The following is a 20,738-nucleotide window of genomic DNA, read 5'->3' as shown; positions in this document are numbered from 1 at the left end:
ATCTCATTACCCGAAAGGCGGCGTCATGGCTGACACCGAGACCACCACCGAGACCCCGGCCGAGCTCCAGCCGGTGGCCGAGGCCGCACCCGCCGAGCAGAACCTCACCGCCGTGGACCCGGAGGCCCAGCTCCTGGAGGTCCTGGAAGTCCTGGCCACCGACGAGCCGGAGACCGCGCCGGAGGCCGACGAGCCCAAGAAGGACGGCGGCTACGAGCCGCTGGGGAACATCATCAACCGCCCCTGAGCAAAAACGGAATGCAGTGCCCCACTCCACCACCCAGGCGGAGCGGGGCACTTGTCGCTATTCCGCCGACCGCACCCGCAGGCTGGTGATCAGCGGTCCGTCGGTGACCTCCGCGAAGAAGTCGTTGCCCTTGTCGTCGACCACGATGAAGGCCGGGAAGTCCTCGACCTCGATCCGCCAGACCGCCTCCATGCCCAGCTCGGCGTACTCCAGCACCTCGACCTTGCGGATGCAGTCCTGCGCCAGCCGCGCGGCGGGCCCACCGATCGAGCCGAGGTAGAAGCCGCCGTGCTCGGCGCACGCCTTGGTGACCTGCTTCGAGCGGTTGCCCTTGGCGAGCATCACCATCGAGCCGCCCGCCGCCTGGAACTGGTCGACGTAACTGTCCATCCGCCCAGCGGTGGTGGGGCCGAACGAACCCGAGGCGAAGCCCTCCGGGGTCTTGGCCGGGCCGGCGTAGTAGACCGGGTGGTCCTTCAGGTACTGCGGCATGCCCTCGCCCGCGTCCAGCCGCTCCTTGATCTTCGCGTGTGCGATGTCGCGGGCGACCACCAGCGTGCCGGTGAGCGAAAGCCGGGTCTTCACCGGGTACTTGGCGAGTTCGGCGCGGATGTCGGACATCGGCTGGTTCAGGTCGATCCGGACCACGTCGTCGTCAAGGTGCTCGTCCGTGGTGTCCGGCAGGTACTTCGCCGGGTCGGTCTCGAGCTGCTCCAGGAAGATGCCGTCCGCCGTGATCTTGCCCAGCGCCTGGCGGTCGGCCGAGCAGGAGACGGCCATCGCGACCGGCAGCGAGGCGCCGTGCCGGGGCAGCCGGATCACCCGGACGTCGTGGCAGAAGTACTTGCCGCCGAACTGGGCGCCGATGCCGATCTTCTGGGTCAGCTCGGTGACCTTGGCCTCCAGCTCCAGGTCGCGGAAGCCGTGCCCGGTGGCCGCGTCGCCGCTGGTCGGCAGCTCGTCCAGGTAGTGCGCCGAGGCGTACTTGGCGGTCTTCAGGGCGAACTCGGCACTCGTACCGCCGACCACGATCGCCAGGTGGTACGGCGGGCAGGCCGCCGTGCCGAGCGAACGGATCTTCTGCTCGAGGAAGTTGAGCATCGAGTCCTCGTTCAGGATGGCCTTGGTCTCCTGGTAGAGGTACGACTTGTTGGCGCTGCCGCCGCCCTTGGCCATGAACAGGAACTTGTACGCGTCGCCGTCCGCCGCGTACAGCTCGATCTGGGCCGGCAGGTTGTTGCCGGTGTTCTTCTCGTCCCACATCGTCACCGGCGCCATCTGCGAGTAGCGCAGGTTCAGCTTGGTGTACGCGTCGAAAACGCCGCGGGCGATGGCGGCCTCGTCGCGGCCCTCGGTCAGCACGTTCTGGCCGCGCTTGCCCATCACGATCGCGGTGCCGGTGTCCTGGCACATCGGCAGGATGCCGCCGGCCGAGATGTTGACGTTCTTCAGCAGGTCCAGCGCGACGAAACGGTCGTTCGGGCTGGCCTCCGGGTCGTCCAGGATCCGGCGGAGCTGGGCCAGGTGGGCCGGGCGAAGGTAGTGCGAGATGTCGTGCATCGCCTCGGCGGTGAGCAGCCGCAGGGCCTCGGGCTCGACCTGGAGGAAGCGGCGGCCGCCGGCCTCGACGACGCTGACGCCCTCGGAGGTCAGCTTGCGGTACGGGGTGGGATCCGCACCTAGGGGGAGGAGGTCGGAGTACGCGAACTCTGGCGTGGGAGCCATGGGTGGAGGTCCTTAACTGATCCGGCTGCGTCGACGAAGCACCTTCAAGACTAGGTGCCGCCCGAGCGGCCGGTGCGCGCAGGTGAACCTGCGTGACCGGGGTCACGCCGACTGCCGCCGAACTCTCGTTCGGGAGGGGGTCCGGTGGCTAGGCTGGCCCCGTGGACAACTCGCCGTCGATGGACGACCAGCCGGGCCAGTCGCCCGTACCGATGACCAAGTCCGAGGCCAAGCCGGACCTGACCAAGAAGCCCTTCGACGCGGCTCCGGTGGCGGAGGCCGAGCTGCGCGCCTCGGACGCCGACCGGGAGCGGATCGCCGAGCTGCTGCGGGACGCGTACGCCGAGGGCCGGCTCACCGTCGAGGAGCACTCCGAGCGGATCGAGGCGGCCTACAACGCCCGCACGCTGGGCGAGTTGGTGCCGCTGACCAGGGACCTGCCCGCGCACCGGCCGCTCTCCGCCGAGCAGCCGCAGAGCACGGCCCAGCGCGCACCGCAGCCGCAGCTGCCGGCCCGGAGCGAGTCGCCGACCATGGTGGCGGTCTTCGGGGGCAGCAGCCGGAAGGGCCGCTGGCGGGTGGGCTCGCACCTGCGCGCGGTGGCGGTGTTCGGCGGGGTGGAGATCGACCTCAGCGACGCCGTGTTCGAGTCGCCCGAGGTGGAGATCGAGGTCTGGGCGGTCTTCGGCGGCGTCGACATCAAGGTGCCGGAGAACGTCTCGCTGCACGGCAGCGGGGTCGGGATCTTCGGCGGCTTCGACGTCCGGGAGCAGACCTCGGCCGATCCGTACGCGCCGGTGGTCCGGGTGAAGGGCGCGGCGGTCTTCGGCGGCTGCGAGGCCAGGCCCCGGCGCGGCAAGAAGCTCCGGGAGTGGGTGCGCAAGCAGCTCGACGGCTGACCGTTCGTGACCTCACGGGCCGTCAACTTCGGGGCGGGCACTCGATCCTGGGTCGAGTGCAGCCTGTAGTCGGCCGCATGCGGTGTGCATGAATCAGGCGGCGGCGGGGTAGTTCCAGACGCATATCGTTTCTTGTACGGCTGTGACCCCGGGGGCAGTTGAAACCTACGGATGCCGCGAGCGGGGTCGGTAACGGGGCAGCCGGGCAGGGAGCCTTCCCCCCGAGTTCTCTTGAGCCCGTCAGGAGTTAGCCGTGCTGCATCCCATCGAGTCCAGCGCCCGTGTCGCCCCTCAACCGGCGGCCCGTAGTACCACCGCTCCGGCGGCGGTGGCGGCGCAGCGGCTCGACCAACGGGAGGACAATCCCTGGCACACCGGGGCGGCCTGCCGACGGGACGAGGCCGGGCTGTTCTTCGCCCCGTCGAAGGAGCCCACGGCGGCCCGGCTGTCCCGGGAGGAGCACGCCAAGCAGGTCTGCGCGCGCTGCCCGGTCCTGCTGGAGTGCCGGGAGCACGCCCTGGCCCAGCCCGAGCCGTACGGCGTCTGGGGCGGCCTCACGGCGGCCGAGCGCCGGGTGGTGCTGGCCCGGCGGCGGCGCCGGGAGGCCGAGCTGCGGATACCGGCGGCCCGCCGGATAGCCGGCTGAACCGAGCCCAGCCGTCGAGGGCTGCGCTTTGGGCAGGTGCTCAGCCGTTGACTACCCAGGGGCTCGGGGAACTGCGAGGAGATCTGGCGCCGGGGTCACAGGCGAAAGTGCCTGACCACCTACGCACGGATCACCTTGTCCGAGGTCGGCGTCGCAGTTCCCCGAGCCCCTGGGCCGTAGACGGCTGATGCGCAGAGCGCAGGTGCCCGAGCCCCCAGGGTGCCTCAGTTGGCGCGGTCGAAGTCGATCGCGCTGTAGGCCCGCAGCTTGGAGAGCTTGTGGGTGGAGTCGATCTGACGGATCGTCCCGCTCTTCGAGCGCATCACCAGCGAGCTGGTGGTGGCGGTGGCCTGGCGGTAGTGGACGCCGCGGAGCAGCTCGCCGTCGGTGATGCCGGTGGCGACGAAGAACACGTTCTCGCCGCTGACCAGGTCGTCGGTGGTGAGCACCCGGTCCAGGTCGTGCCCGGCGTCCAGCGCCTTCTGCCGCTCGGCGTCGTCCTTCGGCCACAGCTTGCCCTGGATCACGCCACCCATGCACTTCATGGCACAGGCCGCGATGATCCCCTCGGGGGTGCCGCCGATGCCCATCAGCAGGTCGACGCCGGTGCCCGCGCGGGCGGTCATGATGGCGCCCGCCACGTCGCCGTCGGTGATGAACTTGATCCGGGCGCCGGCCTCGCGGATCTCCTTGACCAGACCCGCGTGGCGCGGCCGGTCGAGCACCATCACGGTGACGTCCTCGACCGAGCTGCCCTTGGCCTTGGCGACCCGGCGGATGTTCACGGCGGCGGGGGCGGTGATGTCGACGTAGTCGGCGGCCTCGGGGCCGCAGACCAGCTTGTCCATGTAGAAGACCGCGCTCGGGTCGAACATGGTGCCGCGGTCGGCGACGGCCAGCACCGCGACGGCGTTGGCCATGCCCTTGGCGGTGAGCGTGGTGCCGTCCACCGGGTCCACCGCGACGTCGCACTCGGCGCCGGTGCCGTCGCCGACCCGCTCGCCGTTGTAGAGCATCGGGGCTTCGTCCTTCTCGCCCTCACCGATGACGACCACGCCGTTCATCGACACGGTGGACACCAGGGTGCGCATGGCCTTCACGGCCGCGCCGTCGGCGCCGTTCTTGTCGCCCCTGCCGACCCACCGGCCGGCCGCCATGGCGGCGGCCTCGGTGACCCGGACGAGTTCGAGGGCGAGGTTCCGATCGGGGGCCTCCGGGGCCACGATCAGGGAGCTGGGGAAGTTGCTGTGCTGGGCGGTCATCGTCGATACCTCTCTGTACGCGACGGCCAGAGCGCCCGACAAGTGCCAGGTCGAACGCCGTGATGAGGGTCCTGCGATCGTATCTGCCCACCTCATGGCTGTCTGTGGCGCACCCCCGGCTGGCCTCGTACTGCGTCCACTGGCCGTTCCCCGGCCGGATTCACCCGTCCGGGAGGACCCCGGTGGTAGGGGCGGGGAAGGGGATGGTTCACGATGAGGGGGTGGCAGGGAAAAGCAGCATGAGAGGCCGGCAGACGGTACGGGACATGATCCTGTCGATGCTGGCGATCGGTGGCGTGGTCTTCGTCGGGTACCTCTTCATCCCGCACTCCGAGGGCTCGGGGCTGAAGGCGGTCGACTACCGCTCCTCGGCGGCCTCGGCCAAGCGCGCCGCGCCGTACCCGGTGCTGGCCCCGGAGGGCCTGTCCGACCGGTGGAAGGCCACCTCGGTCGAGTACAACCAGGACAAGAAGCGGCCGAAGGCCTGGCACCTGGGCTTCCTCACGCCGGGCGGCCAGTACGCGGCGGTCGAGCAGAGCCTGGAGGCCCGCGACAAGGCGGTCGCCGACGCGGTGGAGGGCGCGAAGCCGGACGGTACCGCGACGATCGGCGGCCAGGAGTGGCAGCGCTACCAGGGCAAGTCCTACCGCGCCCTGGTGGTCCAGAGCGGCAGCGCCACCACCGTGGTCGTCGGCAGCGCAGGCTGGGAGGAACTCACCGAGTTCGCCCAGTCGCTGCGGTAGCACCCGGACCCGGAACGCACCGAAGCCCCCGGCCGTGTGGCCGGGGGCTTCGTCGTAGCTGCGGGGTCACCGTCAGACGGTGGTGACGACCTCGTCGTACGCCAGGCGCGGGGAGCGCGGGTACCAGGCGTCCTCGCCCGGCTTGCCGATGTTGACCACGGCCAGCACCGAGTGCTCGCCGTCGGCGAAGAACTCCTTGTTGATGCCCGCGGCGTTGTAGCCGGTCATCGGGCCGGCGGCCAGGCCGGCGGCGCGGACGCCGAGGATGAAGTAGCCGGCCTGCAGCGCGCCGTTGAAGTGGGCGGACGCCTCACGGACCGGGCGCTCGGTGAAGAACAGCTCGGCGGCCTGCGGGAAGGACGGGAGCTGGGCCGGCAGCTCCTCGTGGAACTCGTTGTCGGCGGCCAGGATCGCGACCAGCGGGGCGGTGGCGGTCTTGGGCTTGTTGCCGTCGGCCATGTGCTGCAGCAGGCGCTCGCGGCCCTCGGGGGAGCGGACCAGGATCACGCGCAGCGGCTGCTGGTTGAACGCGGTCGGGGCGAACTTGACCAGGTCGTAGATGGCCTGGACCTGCTCGTCGCTGACCGGCTCGTCGGTGAACGTGTTGGCGGTGCGGGCCTCACGGAAGAGCAGGTCCTGGGCGGCGGCGTCGAGAGCCAGGGTCATTACGGGTCCACCTCTACGGGATATACGTCTGCATCACGGAGCAGCGGTTTGCGCGCCGTTCGGTACGGTCCAACGTTAGGTGAAACTTAAACCATTCCGCAACTGCCCTGTGAACCACGTCACATGGTGAGACGCGAGCTACTCGCCGCCGGTCTCCCCGCCCTCGGCGGCCAGCGCCGCGTCCAGCCGGGCCCGGGCGCCGTCCAGCCAGCGCTGGCAGACCTTGGCCAGCTGCTCACCGCGCTCCCAGAGGGCCAGCGACTCCTCCAGGGGGACGCCGCCCGCCTCCAGCTGCCGGACCACGTCGAGCAGCGCATCCCGCGCCTGCTCGTAACCGAGACTGTCGTCCGCGTTATTCCCCTGCTGCTCTGTCATTCCGTCAGGGTAGGCGGTGCGGCGGACAATTCGGGTGTGTCCCGGTGCCGTCGCTGGCTACCCTCGGCGCCATGACGCCCCAGGTGAGACCCGCCACCCCCGAGGACGCAGCCGAACTGGTCCGGCTGCGCGGCCTGATGTTCGAAGCGATGTCGGGGAAGCCCGACCCGGGCGGCTGGCAGCCGGCCGCCGAACAGGTACTGCGCGAGCGGCTGGCCGATCCCGATGACCGGCGCACCATGGCCGCCTTCGTGGTCGACGACCCGGACCTGCCCGGCCGGCTGGCCGCCTGCGCGGTCGGCACCCTGGAGCGACGGCTGCCCGCACCGGGGCATCCCGACGGGCTGTTCGGCTTCGTCTTCAACATCTGCACCGACCCCGCCCACCGCCGCCGGGGCTACGGCCGGGCCTGCACCGAGGCCCTGCTGGCCTGGTTCGACGCCCGCCGGGTCACCAGGATCGACCTGCACGCCACGGAGGGCGGCGAGGCGCTGTACCGCAGCCTCGGCTTCCACGAGCACTCCGTACCGCTCTCCCGCCAGCGGCTGATTCAATCCTGACGGGCGGTCACCTCGAAGGCGCCCTCGGCGACCCGGGCGTGCAGCAGCTCACCGGGCGTCAGGTCGGCCGGATCGCTGACCACCCGGCCGTCGGCGTGCTGGAGCACCGCGTAGCCGCGCTGCAGGGTGGCCAGCGGGGAGAGCGCGACCACCCGGGCCAGGGTGTGGCCGAGGTCGGACTCGGCGGCGTCCAGCCGATGGCCGAGGACCCGCCGGGAGCGCTCCAGCAGAGCCGCGACCTGCTCGGCCGGACCGTCCACCAGCCGGTGCGGGGAGGCCAGCACCGGACGGCTGCGCAGACCGGCCAGGCCCGCCTGCTCGCGCTCCACCCGGTGGGTGATGTGCCGCCTGGCCCGGTCCCTGAGCTGGTGCACCCGGCTCAGCTCCTCATTCACGTCCGGCACCACCCGCTTGGCGGCGTCGGTCGGGGTGGAGGCCCGCAGGTCGGCGACGAAGTCCAGCAGCGGCTGGTCCGGCTCGTGCCCGATCGCGCTGACCACCGGCGTACGGGCGGCGGCCACCGCCCGGAGCAGGCCCTCGTCGGAGAACGGCAGCAGGTCCTCCACGCTGCCGCCGCCCCGAGCCACGATGATCACGTCCACCTCGGAGTGCTCGTCCAACTCCCGTACGGCGGCGGTCACCTGGGCTACGGCGGCGTTGCCCTGCACCGGGACGTTCCGGACCTCGAAGCGGACGGCGGGCCAGCGGCGCCGCGCGTTCTCCAGTACGTCGCGCTCGGCGGCCGAGCCTCGGCCGGTGACCAGGCCGACGCAGTGCGGCAGGAACGGCAGCCGCCGCTTGCGCTCGGCGGCGAACAGGCCCTCGGCGGCCAGCTTCCGCTTCAGGTGCTCCAGCCGGGCGAGCAGCTCGCCCAGGCCGACCAGCCGGATCTCGGTGGCCCGCAGTGAGAGGGTGCCCCGGGCGACGTACCACTCGGGTTTGGCGAAGACCAGCACCCGGGAGCCTTCCTGGACGTCCTCGGCGACCTGGTCGAAGACCTGCCGGAAGCAGGTGACGGTCAGTGAGACGTCCCGGTCCGGGTCACGCAGCGTCAGAAACACCACGCCCGCCCCCGGTCGCCGGCTGATCTGGGTGATCTGCCCCTCCACCCAGACCGCCCCGAGCCGTTCCACCCAGCCGCCGATGAGCGCGGAAACCTTGCCGACCGGGATCGGCGCCTCGGGAGAGCTGCTGTTGGCCATACCGACGAGGCTAACCCCGCGCACCGACGCACTCCCGTCAGGCCCGCGCGCTGCCTGGGCGCCCCTTCGGCTCTAGGGTGGAGCCCGAGCAGGCGTCAACTTCGGGGAGCGACGGGCTGATGGTGATTTCCAAGGGTGCGAACGTGCCGGTGGCGGCGGCCGAGGTGCTGGTCGAGCTGGGCTGGTCGACCGGCCCCGGCGTACCGGATGCCGACGCGTCCGCGCTGCTGCTGGCGGGTGGCCGGGTCAGGTCCGACGCGGACTTCGTCTTCTACAACCAGCCGCAGGACGTCTCCGGCGCCGTCCGGCACACCGGGAAGCGGTCCGCCCCGGGTTCGGTGGTGGACACCTTGACCGTCCGGCTGGCCGGGCTCGACCCGGCGGTGGAGACGGTGGTGCTGGCCGCCTCCAGCGACGGCGGCCGGTTCGGCGCGCTGCCCGGGCTGTACCTGCGGGTGCTGGACGCGGCCTCCGGGACGGAGCTGGTCCGGTTCGAGGACACCGGGGCGGACACCGAGACGGCCTTCGTGCTCGGCGAGCTGTACCGGCGCGGCGAGGGCTGGAAGTTCCGCGCGGTGGGCCAGGGGTACGCCTCCGGGCTGGCCGGGCTGGCCACCGACTACGGCATCCAGGTCGACTCGGAGCCCGCCCCGGCCCCGGTGACCACCCCGGCTGCTGCTCCTGCTCCGCCGGTCGCGCCGGTCGCTCCGCCCGCGCCGTACGCCGCTCCGCCGATGCCCGTGTCCGCCCCGGCGGCCGCGCCCGCTGCGGCACCGCTGAGCTTCACCAAGATCACGCTGACCAAGGAGGCCCCCCGCCTGTCGCTGCGCAAGCATGGTGCGGTCGGCGGCCTGCTCCGGGTCAACCTCAACTGGGCCGCTGCCGCCGGTGCGCCGCAGAAGCAGCAGTCCGGCGGCGGCGGCGCCGCCGGCTGGCTGGCTAAGCGGATGCGGGCGGCGGGCCCGTCCCCGATGGCGGGCCGGGACCTGGACCTGGCCTGCCTGTGGCAGCTCCGGGACGGCAGCTCCGGGATCGTGCAGGCGATCGGGCAGCGGTTCGGCGGACTGTACGAGCCGCCGTTCATCCAGCTGGCCAACGACGACCGGACCGGTGCGGTGACCACCGGCGAGGACCTGTGGATCAACCTGGACCACGCCGACCTGATCCAGCGTCTGGTGGTCTTCGCGTTCGCCTTCGATAACCAGCCGCTGACCGGCCTGAACGGCCTGGCCACCCTCTACCCCGCCACCGGCGCACCGGTCGAACTGCCGCTGGACGGCTGCGACTTCCCGGCCACCAGCTGCGTGGTCGCACTGCTGGAGAACGACGGCGACGGGCTGGTGGTGAACCGCGAGGGCCGGTACTTCCAGGCGGTCGAGGGCCGGTCGAACCACCAGCAGATCGACGAGGCGTACGGCTGGGGCCTGAACTGGAGTGCGGGCCGCAAGTGACGACCGGCCGCAGGTGATGCCGGGCCGCAGGTGACGAAGGGTCAGCGCCCGCGCCGGACGGCCGGGCTCTGCACCACCAGCACAAGCAGTCCGACGGCCAGCCAGGTCGCGCCGACCCACTGGGCGGTGTGGGAGGCCTCGACCAGTACCCAGGCGATCACCGCCATGCCCAGCAGCGGGATCAGCAGGTGCCGGATCCAGTCCCGGGAGTCGCCCTTGACGGTGTACCAGCCGATCACCGAGGCGTGCAGCAGCCCGAACGCGAACAGCGCGCCGACGTTCACCACCGAGGTCAGCTGGTCGAGCCCGTCGTCCCGGCGGGCCGCCCAGACCGCCGCCACCAGGGTGACCAGGGCGGCGGTCAGCAGCGCCCGCCGGGGCACCGCCGTCCGGGCGTCCACCGCCGACAGCGCCCGGGGCAGCCGCCCCTCTCTGGCCATCGCGAACAGCAGCCGCCCGGCCGCCGCCTGCCCGGCCAGGGCGGCGAAGGCGGCGCCGATCGCCTTGCTGACCGCCACCAGGGTCTGCAGCCAGTGCCCGATCGAGGCGTCCACGGTGTCGTAGAAGGCCGACCCCTGCGCGGCCGGGTCGGCCGCCAGCTGTTGTGGCGTCACCGGCGTGAGCAGCGCGGCCAGGTAGGTCTGGGTCACGAACAGCACACCGGCCAGCGCCAGGCACCAGAGCACAGCCTTGGCCACCGCCGCCGAGGAGCCGATCGCCTCCTCGACGAACGAGGCGATCGCGTCGAAGCCCAAGTAGGAGAGCACCGCCACCGAGACCGCCGAGACCACGGCGGTCAGCGAGAAGCCGCCGACCCCGGTCAGCGGCGAGAGCCAGCCCCGCTCGGCGCCGTCCCTGGCCAGCACCACCACGGCCGAGACCACGAAGACCGCCAGCACCACGATCTCCAGCGCCAGCACCGCGAAGCCGACCGCCGCCGCCGTCCGGACCCCGGCCAGGTTGAGCGCGGTGGTCACCAGCACCGCCAGCACCGTCCAGACCCAGCGGGAGACGTCCGGCACCAGCGAGTTGAGCGCGATCCCGGAGAACAGGTACGCCACCGCCGGGATCAGCAGGTAGTCGAGCATCGCCATCCAGCCGGCCACGAACCCCCAGCTCTCGCCGAGCCCGGCCCGGGCGTACGCGAAGACCGACCCGGTCTGCGGCACCGCCCGCACCATCTGGGCGTAGCTGTAGGCGGTGAACCCCATCGCGACGGTGGCGGCCAGGTAGACCGCCGCGACCGCGCCGTGGCTCTTGGCGTCCAGCACGCCGAACACGCCGACCGGTGCCATCGGGGCGATGAACAGCAGCCCGTAGACCATCAGATCGCGTACGCCCAGGACCCGGCGCAGGTCGCCCGGCCCTTCAGTCTGCTCAGCCATGCTCAAATTTGATCACTTCTGTCCCGTTGCGTCCGGTAGCAGGTACCCGTCGGCGCGGCCCGGGCCCGCCCGTACCATGGGAGCCATGTCCAACTCTGCGCAGCGCCGTGTCCTGCTCGCCGCCCCCCGGGGCTACTGCGCGGGTGTCGACCGCGCCGTCATCGCCGTGGAGAAGGCCCTGGAGCAGTACGGGGCCCCGATCTACGTCCGCAAGGAGATCGTCCACAACAAGTTCGTGGTGCAGACCCTGGAGAAGCAGGGCGCGATCTTCGTCGACGAGACGGAGGAGGTGCCGGAGGGCTCGATCGTGGTCTTCTCCGCGCACGGTGTCGCCCCGTCCGTGCACGACGAGGCGAAGATCGGCAAGCTCGCCACCATCGACGCCACCTGCCCCCTGGTCACCAAGGTGCACAAGGAGGCCGTCCGGTTCGCGGACGAGGACTACGACATCCTGCTGGTCGGCCACGAGGGCCACGAGGAGGTCGTCGGCACGATGGGTGAGGCGCCCGACCGGATCCACCTGGTGGACGGTGCCGAGGACGTCGCCAACGTGCAGGTCCGCGACGAGTCCAAGGTGGTCTGGCTGTCCCAGACCACGCTCTCGGTGGACGAGACGATGGCCACCGTCGGCGAGCTGAAGAAGCGCTTCCCGCTGCTGGTCAGCCCGCCCAGCGACGACATCTGCTACGCCACCCAGAACCGCCAGGTGGTGGTCAAGCAGATCGCCCCCGAGACCGACCTGCTGATCGTGGTCGGCTCCAAGAACTCCTCCAACTCGGTCCGCCTGGTCGAGGTCGGCCTGGAGTACGGCGCCAAGGCCGCCCACCTGGTGGACTTCGCCGACGAGATCGACGAGTCCTGGCTGGAGGGCGTCACCACGGTCGGCCTGACCAGCGGCGCCTCCGTCCCGGAGATCCTGGTCGAGGGCGTGCTCGCCTACCTGGCCGAGCGCGGCTACGGCGACGTGCAGACGGTCAAGACCGCCGAGGAGCACCTGATCTTCTCGCTGCCCAAGGAGCTCCGCCGCGACCTGCGGGCCGAGGCGGCCGGCAAGCTGTAGGGCGGTTCCGCCTGACGGCCCGTAGGTTTGTCCACAGGTCTGTGGATGAGCGGAGGTACGCGGTGACGGCTGTGTTCGGTGTGGACATCGGTGGTTCGGGCATCAAGGGTGCCCCGGTCGATCTCGAGCGGGGCACCCTGGCCGAAGAGCGGCACAAGGTCCTGACGCCCCGTCCGGCCTCGCCGTCGGCAGTGGTCGAGGCGGTCCGTGAGGTGGTCGCGAACTTTGACCACCGGGGGTCGGTCGGGCTGACCTTCCCCGGTGTGGTGGTCGGCGGCCGGATCCACACCGCCGCCAACGTGGCCGGGGACTGGATCGGGCTGGACGCCGCAGGTCTGTTCCGGGAGACCCTGGACCTGCCCGTCACCGTGGTCAACGACGCCGACGCGGCCGGCCTGGCCGAGGTCCGGTACGGCGCGGGGCAGGGCCGGGACGGCGTGGTGCTGATGCTCACCTTCGGCACCGGCATCGGCAGCGCCCTGTTCACCGACGGCGCGCTGGTGCCCAACACCGAGCTGGGCCACCTCGAACTGCGCGGCAAGGACGCCGAACGCCGTGCCTCCTCGGCCGCCCGTGAGCGGCACGGGCTGAGCTGGCCCGAGTGGGCGGAGCGGGTGGACGAGTACCTGGACCTGGTGGAGATGCTGTTCTCGCCGCAGCTGATCATCGTCGGTGGTGGAGTGAGCCGGAAGCACGACAAGTTCCTGCCGCTGCTCAAGGAGCGCCCGGCCGAGATCGTCCCGGCGCTGCTGCGCAACGACGCGGGCATCGTCGGTGCCGCGATGGCCGCCGCGAGCGGCTGAGCCACCGTCAGCTCCTGGCCCGGATTTTCGGCCCAGCTCGGCTCAGGAGGCCCGGCTGCGCCGGATCCGCCGCTGTGCCAGGAACCGGGCGGCCACGACCACCGCGGCCAGACCGGTGCCGGTGAACAGCCAGCCCGCCCGCAGGGCAAGACCGCTGGCCAGCGCCACCACCTGACCGGTCACCCCGGACGCCGCACCCGGCGCGAAGCAGACCAGCGCCAGCGCGAACGCGATCGGCCCGCTGATCGGCGCGGCCGGCAGGTCCGCCAGGCGTACCCGGACGGCCAGTTGGAAGCAGACCACCAGGTAGCCGAGCCCGAACAGCACCCCGAGATCGCCGAACAGCAGCCGGTCCACCGCCGCCGCCGCCAGCGTCGCGGCCAGCGCCAGCACGCCGGTGCCGACCGCCGTCAGCCGGGCCGGCGGGCCGCTGCGGGCCTTCGTCCGGGACCGCATCGGCTGCGGCAGCCGAAGCGGCAGCCGCAGCTTCGGTACCGCCGCCCGGGCGTCGGGGGGCATGGCAGGCCCCGGTACGGCGGCCTCGCCGGCGCCGGCTGGCGGTCGGCGTCTGGGCCCTGGCGGCTGGGTACGGATGCTCTGCTCCACCCGTCCAACGTACGGTCCGATCATCGCCACACGGTGTAATGGCGCGTTCGCCTCATTCCGTGTCCCCGGCCGGCGTAACGTCCGGGGACGAACGATCAACCGGGGGACGGCCGGTCGGAGTTCGGCTTCGCCCGCTTGCCCCCGAGTGGACCGCTCGTCCGCACAGCCGACGGCGCGGTGTGACCGGGGCCGTAGACTTGGCGATCGGCTCGGGGCACCCGCGCCGCTCCACGCCCTCCAAGCCCACGGGACTGCGCCACATGTCGCTCACGATCGGAATCGTCGGCCTGCCGAACGTCGGCAAGTCGACCCTGTTCAACGCCCTGACCAAGAACGACGTGCTGGCGGCCAACTACCCGTTCGCCACCATCGAGCCCAACGTGGGCGTCGTCGGCGTGCCGGACGCCCGGCTGGCCGTGCTGGCCGGCATCTTCGGTTCCCAGCGGCTCCTCCCGGCGACGGTCGACTTCGTCGACATCGCGGGCATCGTCCGCGGCGCCTCGGTCGGTGAGGGCCTGGGCAACAAGTTCCTGGCGAACATCCGCGAGTCGGACGCGATCTGCCAGGTCATCCGCGCCTTCGTCGACCCCGACGTGGTGCACGTGGACGGCAAGGTCTCGCCCAAGGACGACATCGAGACCATCAACACCGAGCTGATCCTCGCCGACCTCCAGTCGATCGAGAAGGTCCTGCCGCGGCTCCAGAAGGAGTCCCGGCTGAAGAAGGAGAGCGCGGCCACCCTGGCCGCCGCCGAGGCCGCCCAGAAGATCCTGGAGTCCGGCAAGACCCTGTTCGAGGTCGGCTTCGACGCCTCCTCGGTCCGGGAGCTGCACCTGCTCACCACCAAGCCCTTCCTCTACGTCTTCAACGTGGACGAGGAGGAGCTCACCAACGAGGAGTTCAAGGCCGAGCAGCGGGCCCTGGTCGCCCCCGCCGAGGCGATCTTCCTCAACGCCAAGATCGAGTCCGAGCTGATCGGCATGGACGAGGACGAGGCCCTCGAACTCCTCCAGTCCATGGGCCAGGAGGAGACCGGCATGTCCACCCTCGGCCGGGTCGGCTTCGAGACCCTCGGCCTGCAGACCTACCTCACGGCCGGCCCGAAGGAGGTCCGCGCCTGGACCATCAAGAAGGGCGCGACCGCCCCCGAGGCGGCCGGTGTGATCCACACCGACTTCCAGAAGGGCTTCATCAAGGCCGAGATCGTCTCCTTCGACGACCTGGTCGAGTGCGGCTCCATCCCCGACGCCCGCTCCAAGGGCAAGGCCCGGATCGAGGGCAAGGAGTACGTCATGCAGGACGGCGATGTGGTGGAGTTCCGCTTCAACGTGTGACGAACCATCGGAAACGGTGCCCGGCCTGCTGGTGAGCGGGCCGGGCACCGTTTCTGTTCGCCGAACGGCGAGGGGTCAGCTCTCGTAGTGGTAGCGGCACTGGGCGATCAGTACGGAGTCGTCGGTGACCTTGTAGACCAAGCGGTGCTCGTCGTTGATCCGCCGCGACCAGTAGCCGTGGAATCCGTGCTTGAGTGGTTCCGGCTTGCCGATGCCCTCGTTGCCGTTGCGTGCCACGTCGGCAATGAGGGTGTTGATCCGCTTGAGAATCTTGCGGTCCTGGATCTGCCACCACAGATAGTCCTCCCACGCTTGGGAGGCGAAGGTGACCTTCACTCCGGGTCCGCCAACTCCCGTACTGTCCCGCCGCCGGTCTCCAGTTCGTCGATCGAGGCCAGGAGGCGGCGGGCGTTGGCAGGGCTGCGCAGTAGGTAGGCGGTCTCCTTGAGCGACTGGTAGTCCTCCAGCGAGACGATGACCACCGGCTCGTGTCCGGCACGGGTGATCACTATCTCCTCGCGGTCGTCCGTGACCGCGTTGAGTACCTCGGCGTACCGTGCTCGGGACTCTGAGTAGGTCATCGTCTTCACGGCATGGCTCCTCTACTGGGCGTACAGAAAACTGTACGCCCGAGAGATTGTGTCGACAAGGCAAATGGTCAGCCGATCAGGCCGAGGCGGGGGCCGCGGTGGTCGTGCAGGCGACGGAGGAAGGCGAGGACGCCGGCTGAGCCGCCGGCCCAGGTGGCGGAGGAGGCGGCCAGGTCGGCGTCGGGGAAGACGGGGCGGGGCCAGGTGCCGCCGCTGCGGGTCAGGATGATCTCTGCGATGGTGCGGGCGGCGTCCCGGAACTCCTCGGAGTCGGAGGCCGCTGCGACGTCCACCATCAGGTCGCCGACTCCGGACAGCCCGCAGCACTGGGTGACCAGCGGCATGCGCGGTGCCAGCGCGGCGCAGGTGCGGGCGGTCTGCTGGGCCAGGAGAAGGCATTCCGGCTCGTTGAGGCGGTCGGCGGCCCGGACGAGGACAGCCCCGATGCCGGCCAGGCCGCGGCACCACGAGCCGTACCGGCGGGTCGCTCCGGGCCTGGTGGCGGCCGCGATGATGCCTGGCGTGAGGGCGGCGAGGCGCGCGCAGGCCGCCCGGGCGCGGTCGACTGCGGCGGGGTCTCCGGTCGCGGCGGCGTATTCGAGCAGGAAGTACGCGACCCCGGCCTCGCCGTGGGCGAGACCTTCGCGCAGTGCGGCGCTGCCGACGGTGTCGGCGCCCATGGGCGTCAGCCGGGCGTCACCGGACGCCAGCATCCGCGCGCACTCGGCGGCGATGCCGAGGTGGTGGTCGGTCAGGTGGGGGTCGTCAGCTCGCCGGGCCAGCAGCAGCCGGCCGAGGCCGATACCGGCTACGCCTTCGATCAGGTCCGCCTCCGGCGGGCCGCCGTCCGGCCCTTCGGTCGGCAGGGGCGGGTGGTCGAAGGGGTCGGCTGTCCGTGCCGAGGCGAGGAAGAGTTCGACTCCGGTACGTCCCGAGTAGAAGCCCGATGACAGGATCCTGGACTGTTCGGCGGTCCACCGCGCCAGCTCGTCGACCGTCTCGCGCACTCCGGGCCGGTGCGTGTGGTGGAGAAGTTCCAGTCCCAGCCCGGAAGTTCCGCCGTAGACGTCGATCGGTGCCGGGACGGCCGTGCGGTCGGCGAGCACCGGGTCCACGATCCGGCGCGCCTCGTCGACGCAGAACGCGGTCGCGTGCTCGACGATCTCCTCGAGCAGGCCGTCGTCGAGCCGGGGCGGGCGAGGTCGCCGGGACGTTCCGGGCAGGCCGGGTGCCCCGGTGCGAAGCCGAGCGGCACCGGCGATTCGTACGGCCGGATCAAGGCTCGTCAGATCGGTGATCGACGCCCCGATCTCCCGGTGGTCGCGGCCAGGGAGCGCCCAGGCCAGGCCGAGGAGGGTCCGGTCCCGGTTGACTCCGGCGTCGGCGTCGACGATCACCGGGTCCATGCCGGTGGCGGCGAAGAACAGGGTCGCACCCAGGGCGTAGTAGTCGTCGGCGGCCTCGGCCGGACCGCTCTCGCGGGCAACCGGCTTGCTGTAGCCGGGAGTTGCGCCCGCCGGGCCGGCGCCGTCGCGTGTGCTGATCCCGAAGTCGATCACCCGGCATCGTCCGGCGTGGTCGAGCACCACGTTGTCGGGCTTGAGATCACGGACGACCACGCCGTGGCGGTGGATGTCGTCCAGTACGCACAGGAGTTGGGCGGCGAGGCCGGAGAGCGTACGGGCCGGCCGGGCGTCACCGTCCTGGTAGGGGCCGTGCTCCTGGACCTCCCGGCGCAGGTTCCGGTCGCCGCAACTGCTCATCACCAGGTACTCGTCGGACCGGTGCCGGAAGTAGTCCAGCACCCGGGGCACGCCCGCGACGGAGCCGAGGGTGGCAAGGACTGCGCGCTCGTTGCGCAGCCGGTCCCGGGTGTCGGCGCCGGATTCGTCCTCGGCCACGAAGGCCCGGGCCTGTTTGACCACCACCGGTTGCCCGGAGTCCCGGTCGACCGCGCGGTAGACGTTGCCCTGCGGTTTGCGCACGATGCCGGCGGTGACCCGGTAGCGGCCGCCGCCGAATTCGGCCGCAGCCGGCTTCGGGGTGCGCCCCGGTTCGCCGACGAAGGGATCCTCGGCCCACGGTGGACAGCGGTAGGAACCGGTGGCGAGGCCGTCGAAGACCCGGCCGTCCGGTCCGGTCATGACCGATTCGAGCCGCCCGCTCCGTCCGGTCCGGTAGCTGCCGGTGAAAGGCCCGTACCGGTAGTAGACGGGGGCGTCCGGATCGACCCGCCGGTCGCTGACGATCTGCGGACCCTCCCGGCCGCGCAGCACGGCGACGAGTTCCTCGGCGATCCCGACGATGGTGCCGGCCAGGGGATAGACCGTGATCGCCTTGCCGACGGCACCGGCGCTCGGCACGCCCGAGTTGATCGCGCGCAGGGTCTCCGGATCCTTGGCGAACTTCGCGTGGCAGACGTGCCGTTGCAGCACCGGCAGGACGAGGCCGGTCACGGCCTCCAGATCACCGGGACGAGCCGAGACGTGCAGCTTCCAACCGTGCTCCATCGCCGGCATCCGCGGGTCGTTCAGGTACGACCAGACGTCGTCGGACCGTCCGCTGCGGCCGGCGATGGGCCCGGCCACTGTTAGAAGTCGTCGCAGCCGTAGCGGGTGGTGGCGGTCACCCAGGGGTCGGCGAGACAGGCCGTGTGCTCGAGGTCGCTGCGGTCGTCGTCCTCGAACACGATGACCTCGTCGTCGAGTTCGAGCGGTCCTGCGTCGCGGAAGTCGGCGGTCTTCAGGAGTTCCAGCACGGCAGTGGGCATGTGACGCCTCCGGGTCTCGTCGCGCATTCGATGATGGCGCGGGGTCACGGCCGGTGCAGACCGGTAGGTCTGCTGGGCCAAGGTCCTGATCCACGAAGGTAGATAGCGTCGATCGACCTGACAAGAGGTCAGAAACCGTTAACTTAACGGCTGTTCACCGCTCTCCGGGCTGCGGGGAGACGGGGCTGAACGATCGGATCATCCGCGAATCCCTCACGGGTTCTCCATGGTTTGCGCCACGAAAGCTTCCATCGAACACATGACCGTGATTGCATGGCATGCGGAGCGAATGATCCATCGCGGGGTCGAACATCCGGGCGGGGGGTTCGAAACCATGGCGCGTACCGGGCAGTTGGCGCCCTCGCCGGGGGAGCGATTAGCGGACCTCCTCGGCGTCTGCGCGCTGACCTCGGCGCTGCCGGAAGTCCTGGTGGACGGGGCCGTCGAGGCCGCCGGCCGCAGCGAGCAGCGCAACCGCGCGCTGCCGGCGCGGACGGTCGTGTACTTCACGCTGGCGATGTGGCTCTACCCGGCCAGCGGGTACGGCGAGGTGATGCGGCTGCTGTTGGCCGGCCTGGCCCGCAAGCACCGCTGGGCCCGGCGGCTGTCGGTGCCCTCCGCGGCGGCGATCACCAAAGCCCGGCAGCGGTTGGGCCCGGGGCCGCTGCGACTGCTGTTCGAGAAGGTGGCCGGCCCGGCCGCCCTGCCGGGGACGGACGGCGCGTCCCCCTGGCAGTGGCGCCTGATGTCACTCGACGTGGCCCTGCTGGACGTACCGGACTCACCCGACAACCGGCTGGCGTACGGCGGCCCTGACGGCCCGTCGGACGGGCGGCCGCTCCCGCAGGTGAAGGTGCTGGCCCTCGCCGAGAGCGCCAGCCACGCGGTCCGCGCGGCAGCGCTCGGGGCCCCCGGCCCGGCAGGTGCCGAGCCGGCCCGCGAGGTGCTCGCCGCGCTGCAGCCGGGACAGCTCGTCGTGGCGGCAAGCGGCGCGCTGTCCTACGACCTGTGGACGTGGGCCCGTGGACGCGGCGCGGATCTGCTCTGGGAGGCGAAGCCCTCCCTGGACCTGCCACCCCTGCGGCTCCTCGCCGACGGTTCCTACCTCTCCCGGCTGGCGGGCCCCACGGCCGCCGACCGCCTCGTTCCGGTGCGGGTGGTCGACTGCGCCCTCCCCGCCCTCGACCGGTCCGGCCGGCGTACGGGCCTGCGGGCCGGGCGCCTGGTCTGCTCGATCCTGGAACCGTCCGGGGCCTCCGCAGCGGAACTGGCCGGGCTGTACGCCGCGCGCTGGCGCCTCGACACCCTGATCGACGAACTGGGCGTCCGGCAGGGCCGGTCCCGCCCGGTGCTCCGCTCGAAGTCCCCGGCCATGGTCGAGCAGGAGGTCTGGGCGATGCTCCTCACCCACCACGCGATCCGGGCCCTCGTGGTGGGTGAGACCGAAGGCGGGTGAGGGGCCCGAGGCCACCGTCAAGCCTCGGACGGGAGACCGGAGTTGAGGTGGGCGGCTGCCTCCCGGGTGAGGACGGTGCGGAAGGCGGCGGTCAGGGGGTCGGGGTCGGTGCGGGTCCAGACGGCGAGTCGGCGGCGGATGGGTGGGTCGGGGCGGAGCAGCCGGCCGTCGAAGCCGGGTGGGAGGACGTGCGCGGCGGCGAGGGTGGGGCCGAGGCCGGCGGCGGCGAGGAGGGGAGCGGCGGCGGTCTGCTCGGTGCGGACCGCGGTCCGGGACTGGAAGCCGGCGGCAGCGCAGGCCTGGTCGAGGAGTTCGGCGAGGCCGTTGCCGGGGGCGTAGTGCACCCACGCGCGGTCGGCGAGCGAAGAGAGCCGAAAGGGGACGGTGGCAGCCGGGTCGTCGGCCGCGACCACCACCACGAACTCCTCCTCGCCGATCGGGTGGACGGGCCCTGCCCAGTCGGGCGGAGGTGGGCCGAGCGCCAGGTCGGCCTGGCCGGCGGCCATGGCATCGCGCAGTTCGTCGGCGTGCCGGTGCTCGAACAGACGGACGCCGATGTCGGGGCGGACCCGCCGCCAGGCCCGCAGGACGGTCGGCAGCAGGCCGAGGCTGTAGCCGTAGAGGGTGGCGAGTTCCACCTCGCCGCTCACGCTGCCCGCGGTCCGGCGGGCGGCCTGTTCGGCGCGTCGGGTTTCGGCGAGGGCGGCGCGGGCGTGCGGGAGCATCGCGCGGCCGGCCGGGGTGAGGCGGATCAGGCGGGGCAGCCGTTCCAGCAAGGGGCCGCCCAACTGCCGTTCCAGTACCCGGATCTGGTGCGACAGGGCGGGTTGGGTGACGTGCAGGAGTTCGGCGGCGCGGGTGAACGAGCCCTGGTCCACGATCGCCACCAGGTACTCCAACTGCCGCAAGGTCACCATGAGCTGATGTTATGACAGGTAGTAGGAACAGAACCTGGACT

The 20,738-nt window shown here is 71.5% G+C and carries 22 protein-coding genes; 10 read left to right on the top strand and 12 right to left on the bottom strand.

Annotation, left to right across the window (positions count from 1 at the left end):
* The first annotated feature begins 25 nt into the window (after positions 1-25).
* Positions 26-247 carry a hypothetical protein gene (locus tag ASC99_RS01510; RefSeq protein ID WP_057227258.1) on the top strand — a complete coding sequence of 74 codons (222 nt, stop codon included), beginning with the start codon at positions 26-28 and terminating at the stop codon, positions 245-247.
* Between the two features lie 57 nt (positions 248-304).
* On the opposite strand, the gene ASC99_RS01505 is transcribed toward ASC99_RS01510, so the two are convergent.
* Complete coding sequence (locus ASC99_RS01505) at positions 305-1,972, bottom strand: fumarate hydratase (protein WP_057227255.1); 1,668 nt, start codon at positions 1,970-1,972, stop codon at positions 305-307.
* Positions 1,973-2,151: 179 nt separating this feature from the next.
* Between ASC99_RS01505 and ASC99_RS01500 the strand changes: the two genes are divergently transcribed.
* Both ASC99_RS01500 and ASC99_RS01495 read left to right on the top strand, forming a co-directional pair.
* Positions 2,152-2,871: a DUF1707 domain-containing protein gene (locus ASC99_RS01500; RefSeq protein WP_057227999.1), complete on the top strand. Its 720-nt coding sequence runs from the start codon at positions 2,152-2,154 to the stop codon at positions 2,869-2,871.
* Between the two features lie 253 nt (positions 2,872-3,124).
* Positions 3,125-3,517: a WhiB family transcriptional regulator gene (locus ASC99_RS01495; protein ID WP_082597996.1), complete on the top strand. Its 393-nt coding sequence runs from the start codon at positions 3,125-3,127 to the stop codon at positions 3,515-3,517.
* Between the two features lie 224 nt (positions 3,518-3,741).
* Here the strand turns inward: ASC99_RS01495 and glpX are convergent, their stop codons facing one another.
* Complete coding sequence (glpX, locus tag ASC99_RS01490; protein ID WP_057227253.1) at positions 3,742-4,779, bottom strand: class II fructose-bisphosphatase; 1,038 nt, start codon at positions 4,777-4,779, stop codon at positions 3,742-3,744.
* 239 nt (positions 4,780-5,018) lie between these two features.
* On the opposite strand from glpX, the gene ASC99_RS01485 reads away from it, so the two are divergent.
* On the top strand, positions 5,019-5,522 hold the full coding sequence (locus ASC99_RS01485; RefSeq protein WP_082597995.1) for a DUF4245 domain-containing protein: 504 nt from the start codon (positions 5,019-5,021) through the stop codon (positions 5,520-5,522).
* A 72-nt stretch (positions 5,523-5,594) separates the two neighbouring features.
* On the opposite strand, the gene ASC99_RS01480 is transcribed toward ASC99_RS01485, so the two are convergent.
* Together ASC99_RS01480 and ASC99_RS01475 are read right to left on the bottom strand one after the other, a co-directional pair.
* Entirely contained in the window at positions 5,595-6,188 is a 594-nt protein-coding gene (locus ASC99_RS01480; protein WP_057227249.1) for a malonic semialdehyde reductase, read from the bottom strand.
* A 138-nt stretch (positions 6,189-6,326) separates the two neighbouring features.
* Entirely contained in the window at positions 6,327-6,563 is a 237-nt protein-coding gene (locus ASC99_RS01475) for an exodeoxyribonuclease VII small subunit (RefSeq protein ID WP_057227247.1), read from the bottom strand.
* Between the two features lie 71 nt (positions 6,564-6,634).
* Here ASC99_RS01475 and ASC99_RS01470 point away from each other — a divergent pair, with 71 nt between their 5' ends.
* Entirely contained in the window at positions 6,635-7,123 is a 489-nt protein-coding gene (locus ASC99_RS01470) for a GNAT family N-acetyltransferase (RefSeq protein WP_057227245.1), read from the top strand.
* On the opposite strand, the gene xseA is transcribed toward ASC99_RS01470, so the two are convergent.
* Entirely contained in the window at positions 7,114-8,325 is a 1,212-nt protein-coding gene (gene xseA, locus ASC99_RS01465; RefSeq protein WP_057227241.1) for an exodeoxyribonuclease VII large subunit, read from the bottom strand. The two genes, ASC99_RS01470 and xseA, sit on opposite strands and share 10 nt — an antisense overlap.
* 119 nt (positions 8,326-8,444) lie before the next feature.
* On the opposite strand from xseA, the gene ASC99_RS01460 reads away from it, so the two are divergent.
* Positions 8,445-9,776, top strand: coding sequence for a TerD family protein (locus ASC99_RS01460; RefSeq protein ID WP_057227239.1), 1,332 nt, complete (start codon positions 8,445-8,447; stop codon positions 9,774-9,776).
* A gap of 41 nt (positions 9,777-9,817) precedes the next feature.
* On the opposite strand, the gene ASC99_RS01455 is transcribed toward ASC99_RS01460, so the two are convergent.
* Entirely contained in the window at positions 9,818-11,161 is a 1,344-nt protein-coding gene (locus tag ASC99_RS01455; RefSeq protein ID WP_057227237.1) for an APC family permease, read from the bottom strand.
* 85 nt (positions 11,162-11,246) lie between these two features.
* On the opposite strand from ASC99_RS01455, the gene ASC99_RS01450 reads away from it, so the two are divergent.
* The gene (locus tag ASC99_RS01450) at positions 11,247-12,221 is read left to right on the top strand and encodes a 4-hydroxy-3-methylbut-2-enyl diphosphate reductase (protein ID WP_369824280.1); all 975 of its coding nucleotides are present in this window, start codon (positions 11,247-11,249) and stop codon (positions 12,219-12,221) included.
* 62 nt (positions 12,222-12,283) lie between these two features.
* Positions 12,284-13,024 carry a polyphosphate--glucose phosphotransferase gene (gene ppgK, locus ASC99_RS01445; protein ID WP_057227232.1) on the top strand — a complete coding sequence of 247 codons (741 nt, stop codon included), beginning with the start codon at positions 12,284-12,286 and terminating at the stop codon, positions 13,022-13,024.
* Between the two features lie 42 nt (positions 13,025-13,066).
* Here the strand turns inward: ppgK and ASC99_RS01440 are convergent, their stop codons facing one another.
* Positions 13,067-13,543 carry a DUF6542 domain-containing protein gene (locus ASC99_RS01440; protein WP_057227229.1) on the bottom strand — a complete coding sequence of 159 codons (477 nt, stop codon included), beginning with the start codon at positions 13,541-13,543 and terminating at the stop codon, positions 13,067-13,069.
* Positions 13,544-13,890: 347 nt separating this feature from the next.
* Here ASC99_RS01440 and ychF point away from each other — a divergent pair, with 347 nt between their 5' ends.
* Positions 13,891-14,964: a redox-regulated ATPase YchF gene (gene ychF, locus ASC99_RS01435; RefSeq protein ID WP_057227227.1), complete on the top strand. Its 1,074-nt coding sequence runs from the start codon at positions 13,891-13,893 to the stop codon at positions 14,962-14,964.
* A 75-nt stretch (positions 14,965-15,039) separates the two neighbouring features.
* Here ychF and ASC99_RS01430 read toward each other — a convergent pair whose 3' ends face one another.
* From ASC99_RS01430 to ASC99_RS01415, 4 genes are all read right to left on the bottom strand, one after another.
* Complete coding sequence (locus ASC99_RS01430) at positions 15,040-15,300, bottom strand: Txe/YoeB family addiction module toxin (RefSeq protein ID WP_057227225.1); 261 nt, start codon at positions 15,298-15,300, stop codon at positions 15,040-15,042.
* Positions 15,297-15,554, bottom strand: a complete 258-nt coding sequence (locus ASC99_RS01425) for a type II toxin-antitoxin system Phd/YefM family antitoxin (RefSeq protein WP_057227223.1) — start codon at positions 15,552-15,554, stop codon at positions 15,297-15,299. Before ASC99_RS01425 ends, ASC99_RS01430 begins: the two co-directional genes overlap by 4 nt.
* Positions 15,555-15,622: 68 nt before the next feature.
* Positions 15,623-18,142: a class IV lanthionine synthetase LanL gene (gene lanL, locus ASC99_RS01420; RefSeq protein ID WP_057227221.1), complete on the bottom strand. Its 2,520-nt coding sequence runs from the start codon at positions 18,140-18,142 to the stop codon at positions 15,623-15,625.
* A 2-nt stretch (positions 18,143-18,144) separates the two neighbouring features.
* The gene (locus ASC99_RS01415) at positions 18,145-18,324 is read right to left on the bottom strand and encodes an SflA family class IV lanthipeptide (protein ID WP_057227219.1); all 180 of its coding nucleotides are present in this window, start codon (positions 18,322-18,324) and stop codon (positions 18,145-18,147) included.
* Positions 18,325-18,658: 334 nt separating this feature from the next.
* On the opposite strand from ASC99_RS01415, the gene ASC99_RS01410 reads away from it, so the two are divergent.
* Positions 18,659-19,780, top strand: coding sequence for a transposase domain-containing protein (locus tag ASC99_RS01410; protein WP_162257845.1), 1,122 nt, complete (start codon positions 18,659-18,661; stop codon positions 19,778-19,780).
* Positions 19,781-19,797: 17 nt separating this feature from the next.
* On the opposite strand, the gene ASC99_RS01405 is transcribed toward ASC99_RS01410, so the two are convergent.
* Entirely contained in the window at positions 19,798-20,697 is a 900-nt protein-coding gene (locus ASC99_RS01405; RefSeq protein ID WP_057227216.1) for a LysR family transcriptional regulator, read from the bottom strand.
* Positions 20,698-20,738 lie beyond the last annotated feature (41 nt).

Origin of the sequence: Kitasatospora sp. Root107 (assembly GCF_001424875.1) — a bacterium.
In the GTDB taxonomy this organism is placed as follows: domain Bacteria; phylum Actinomycetota; class Actinomycetes; order Streptomycetales; family Streptomycetaceae; genus Kitasatospora.
Note: the sequence above shows the minus strand (reverse complement) of the source record. Positions and strands in the feature narration are given on the sequence as shown.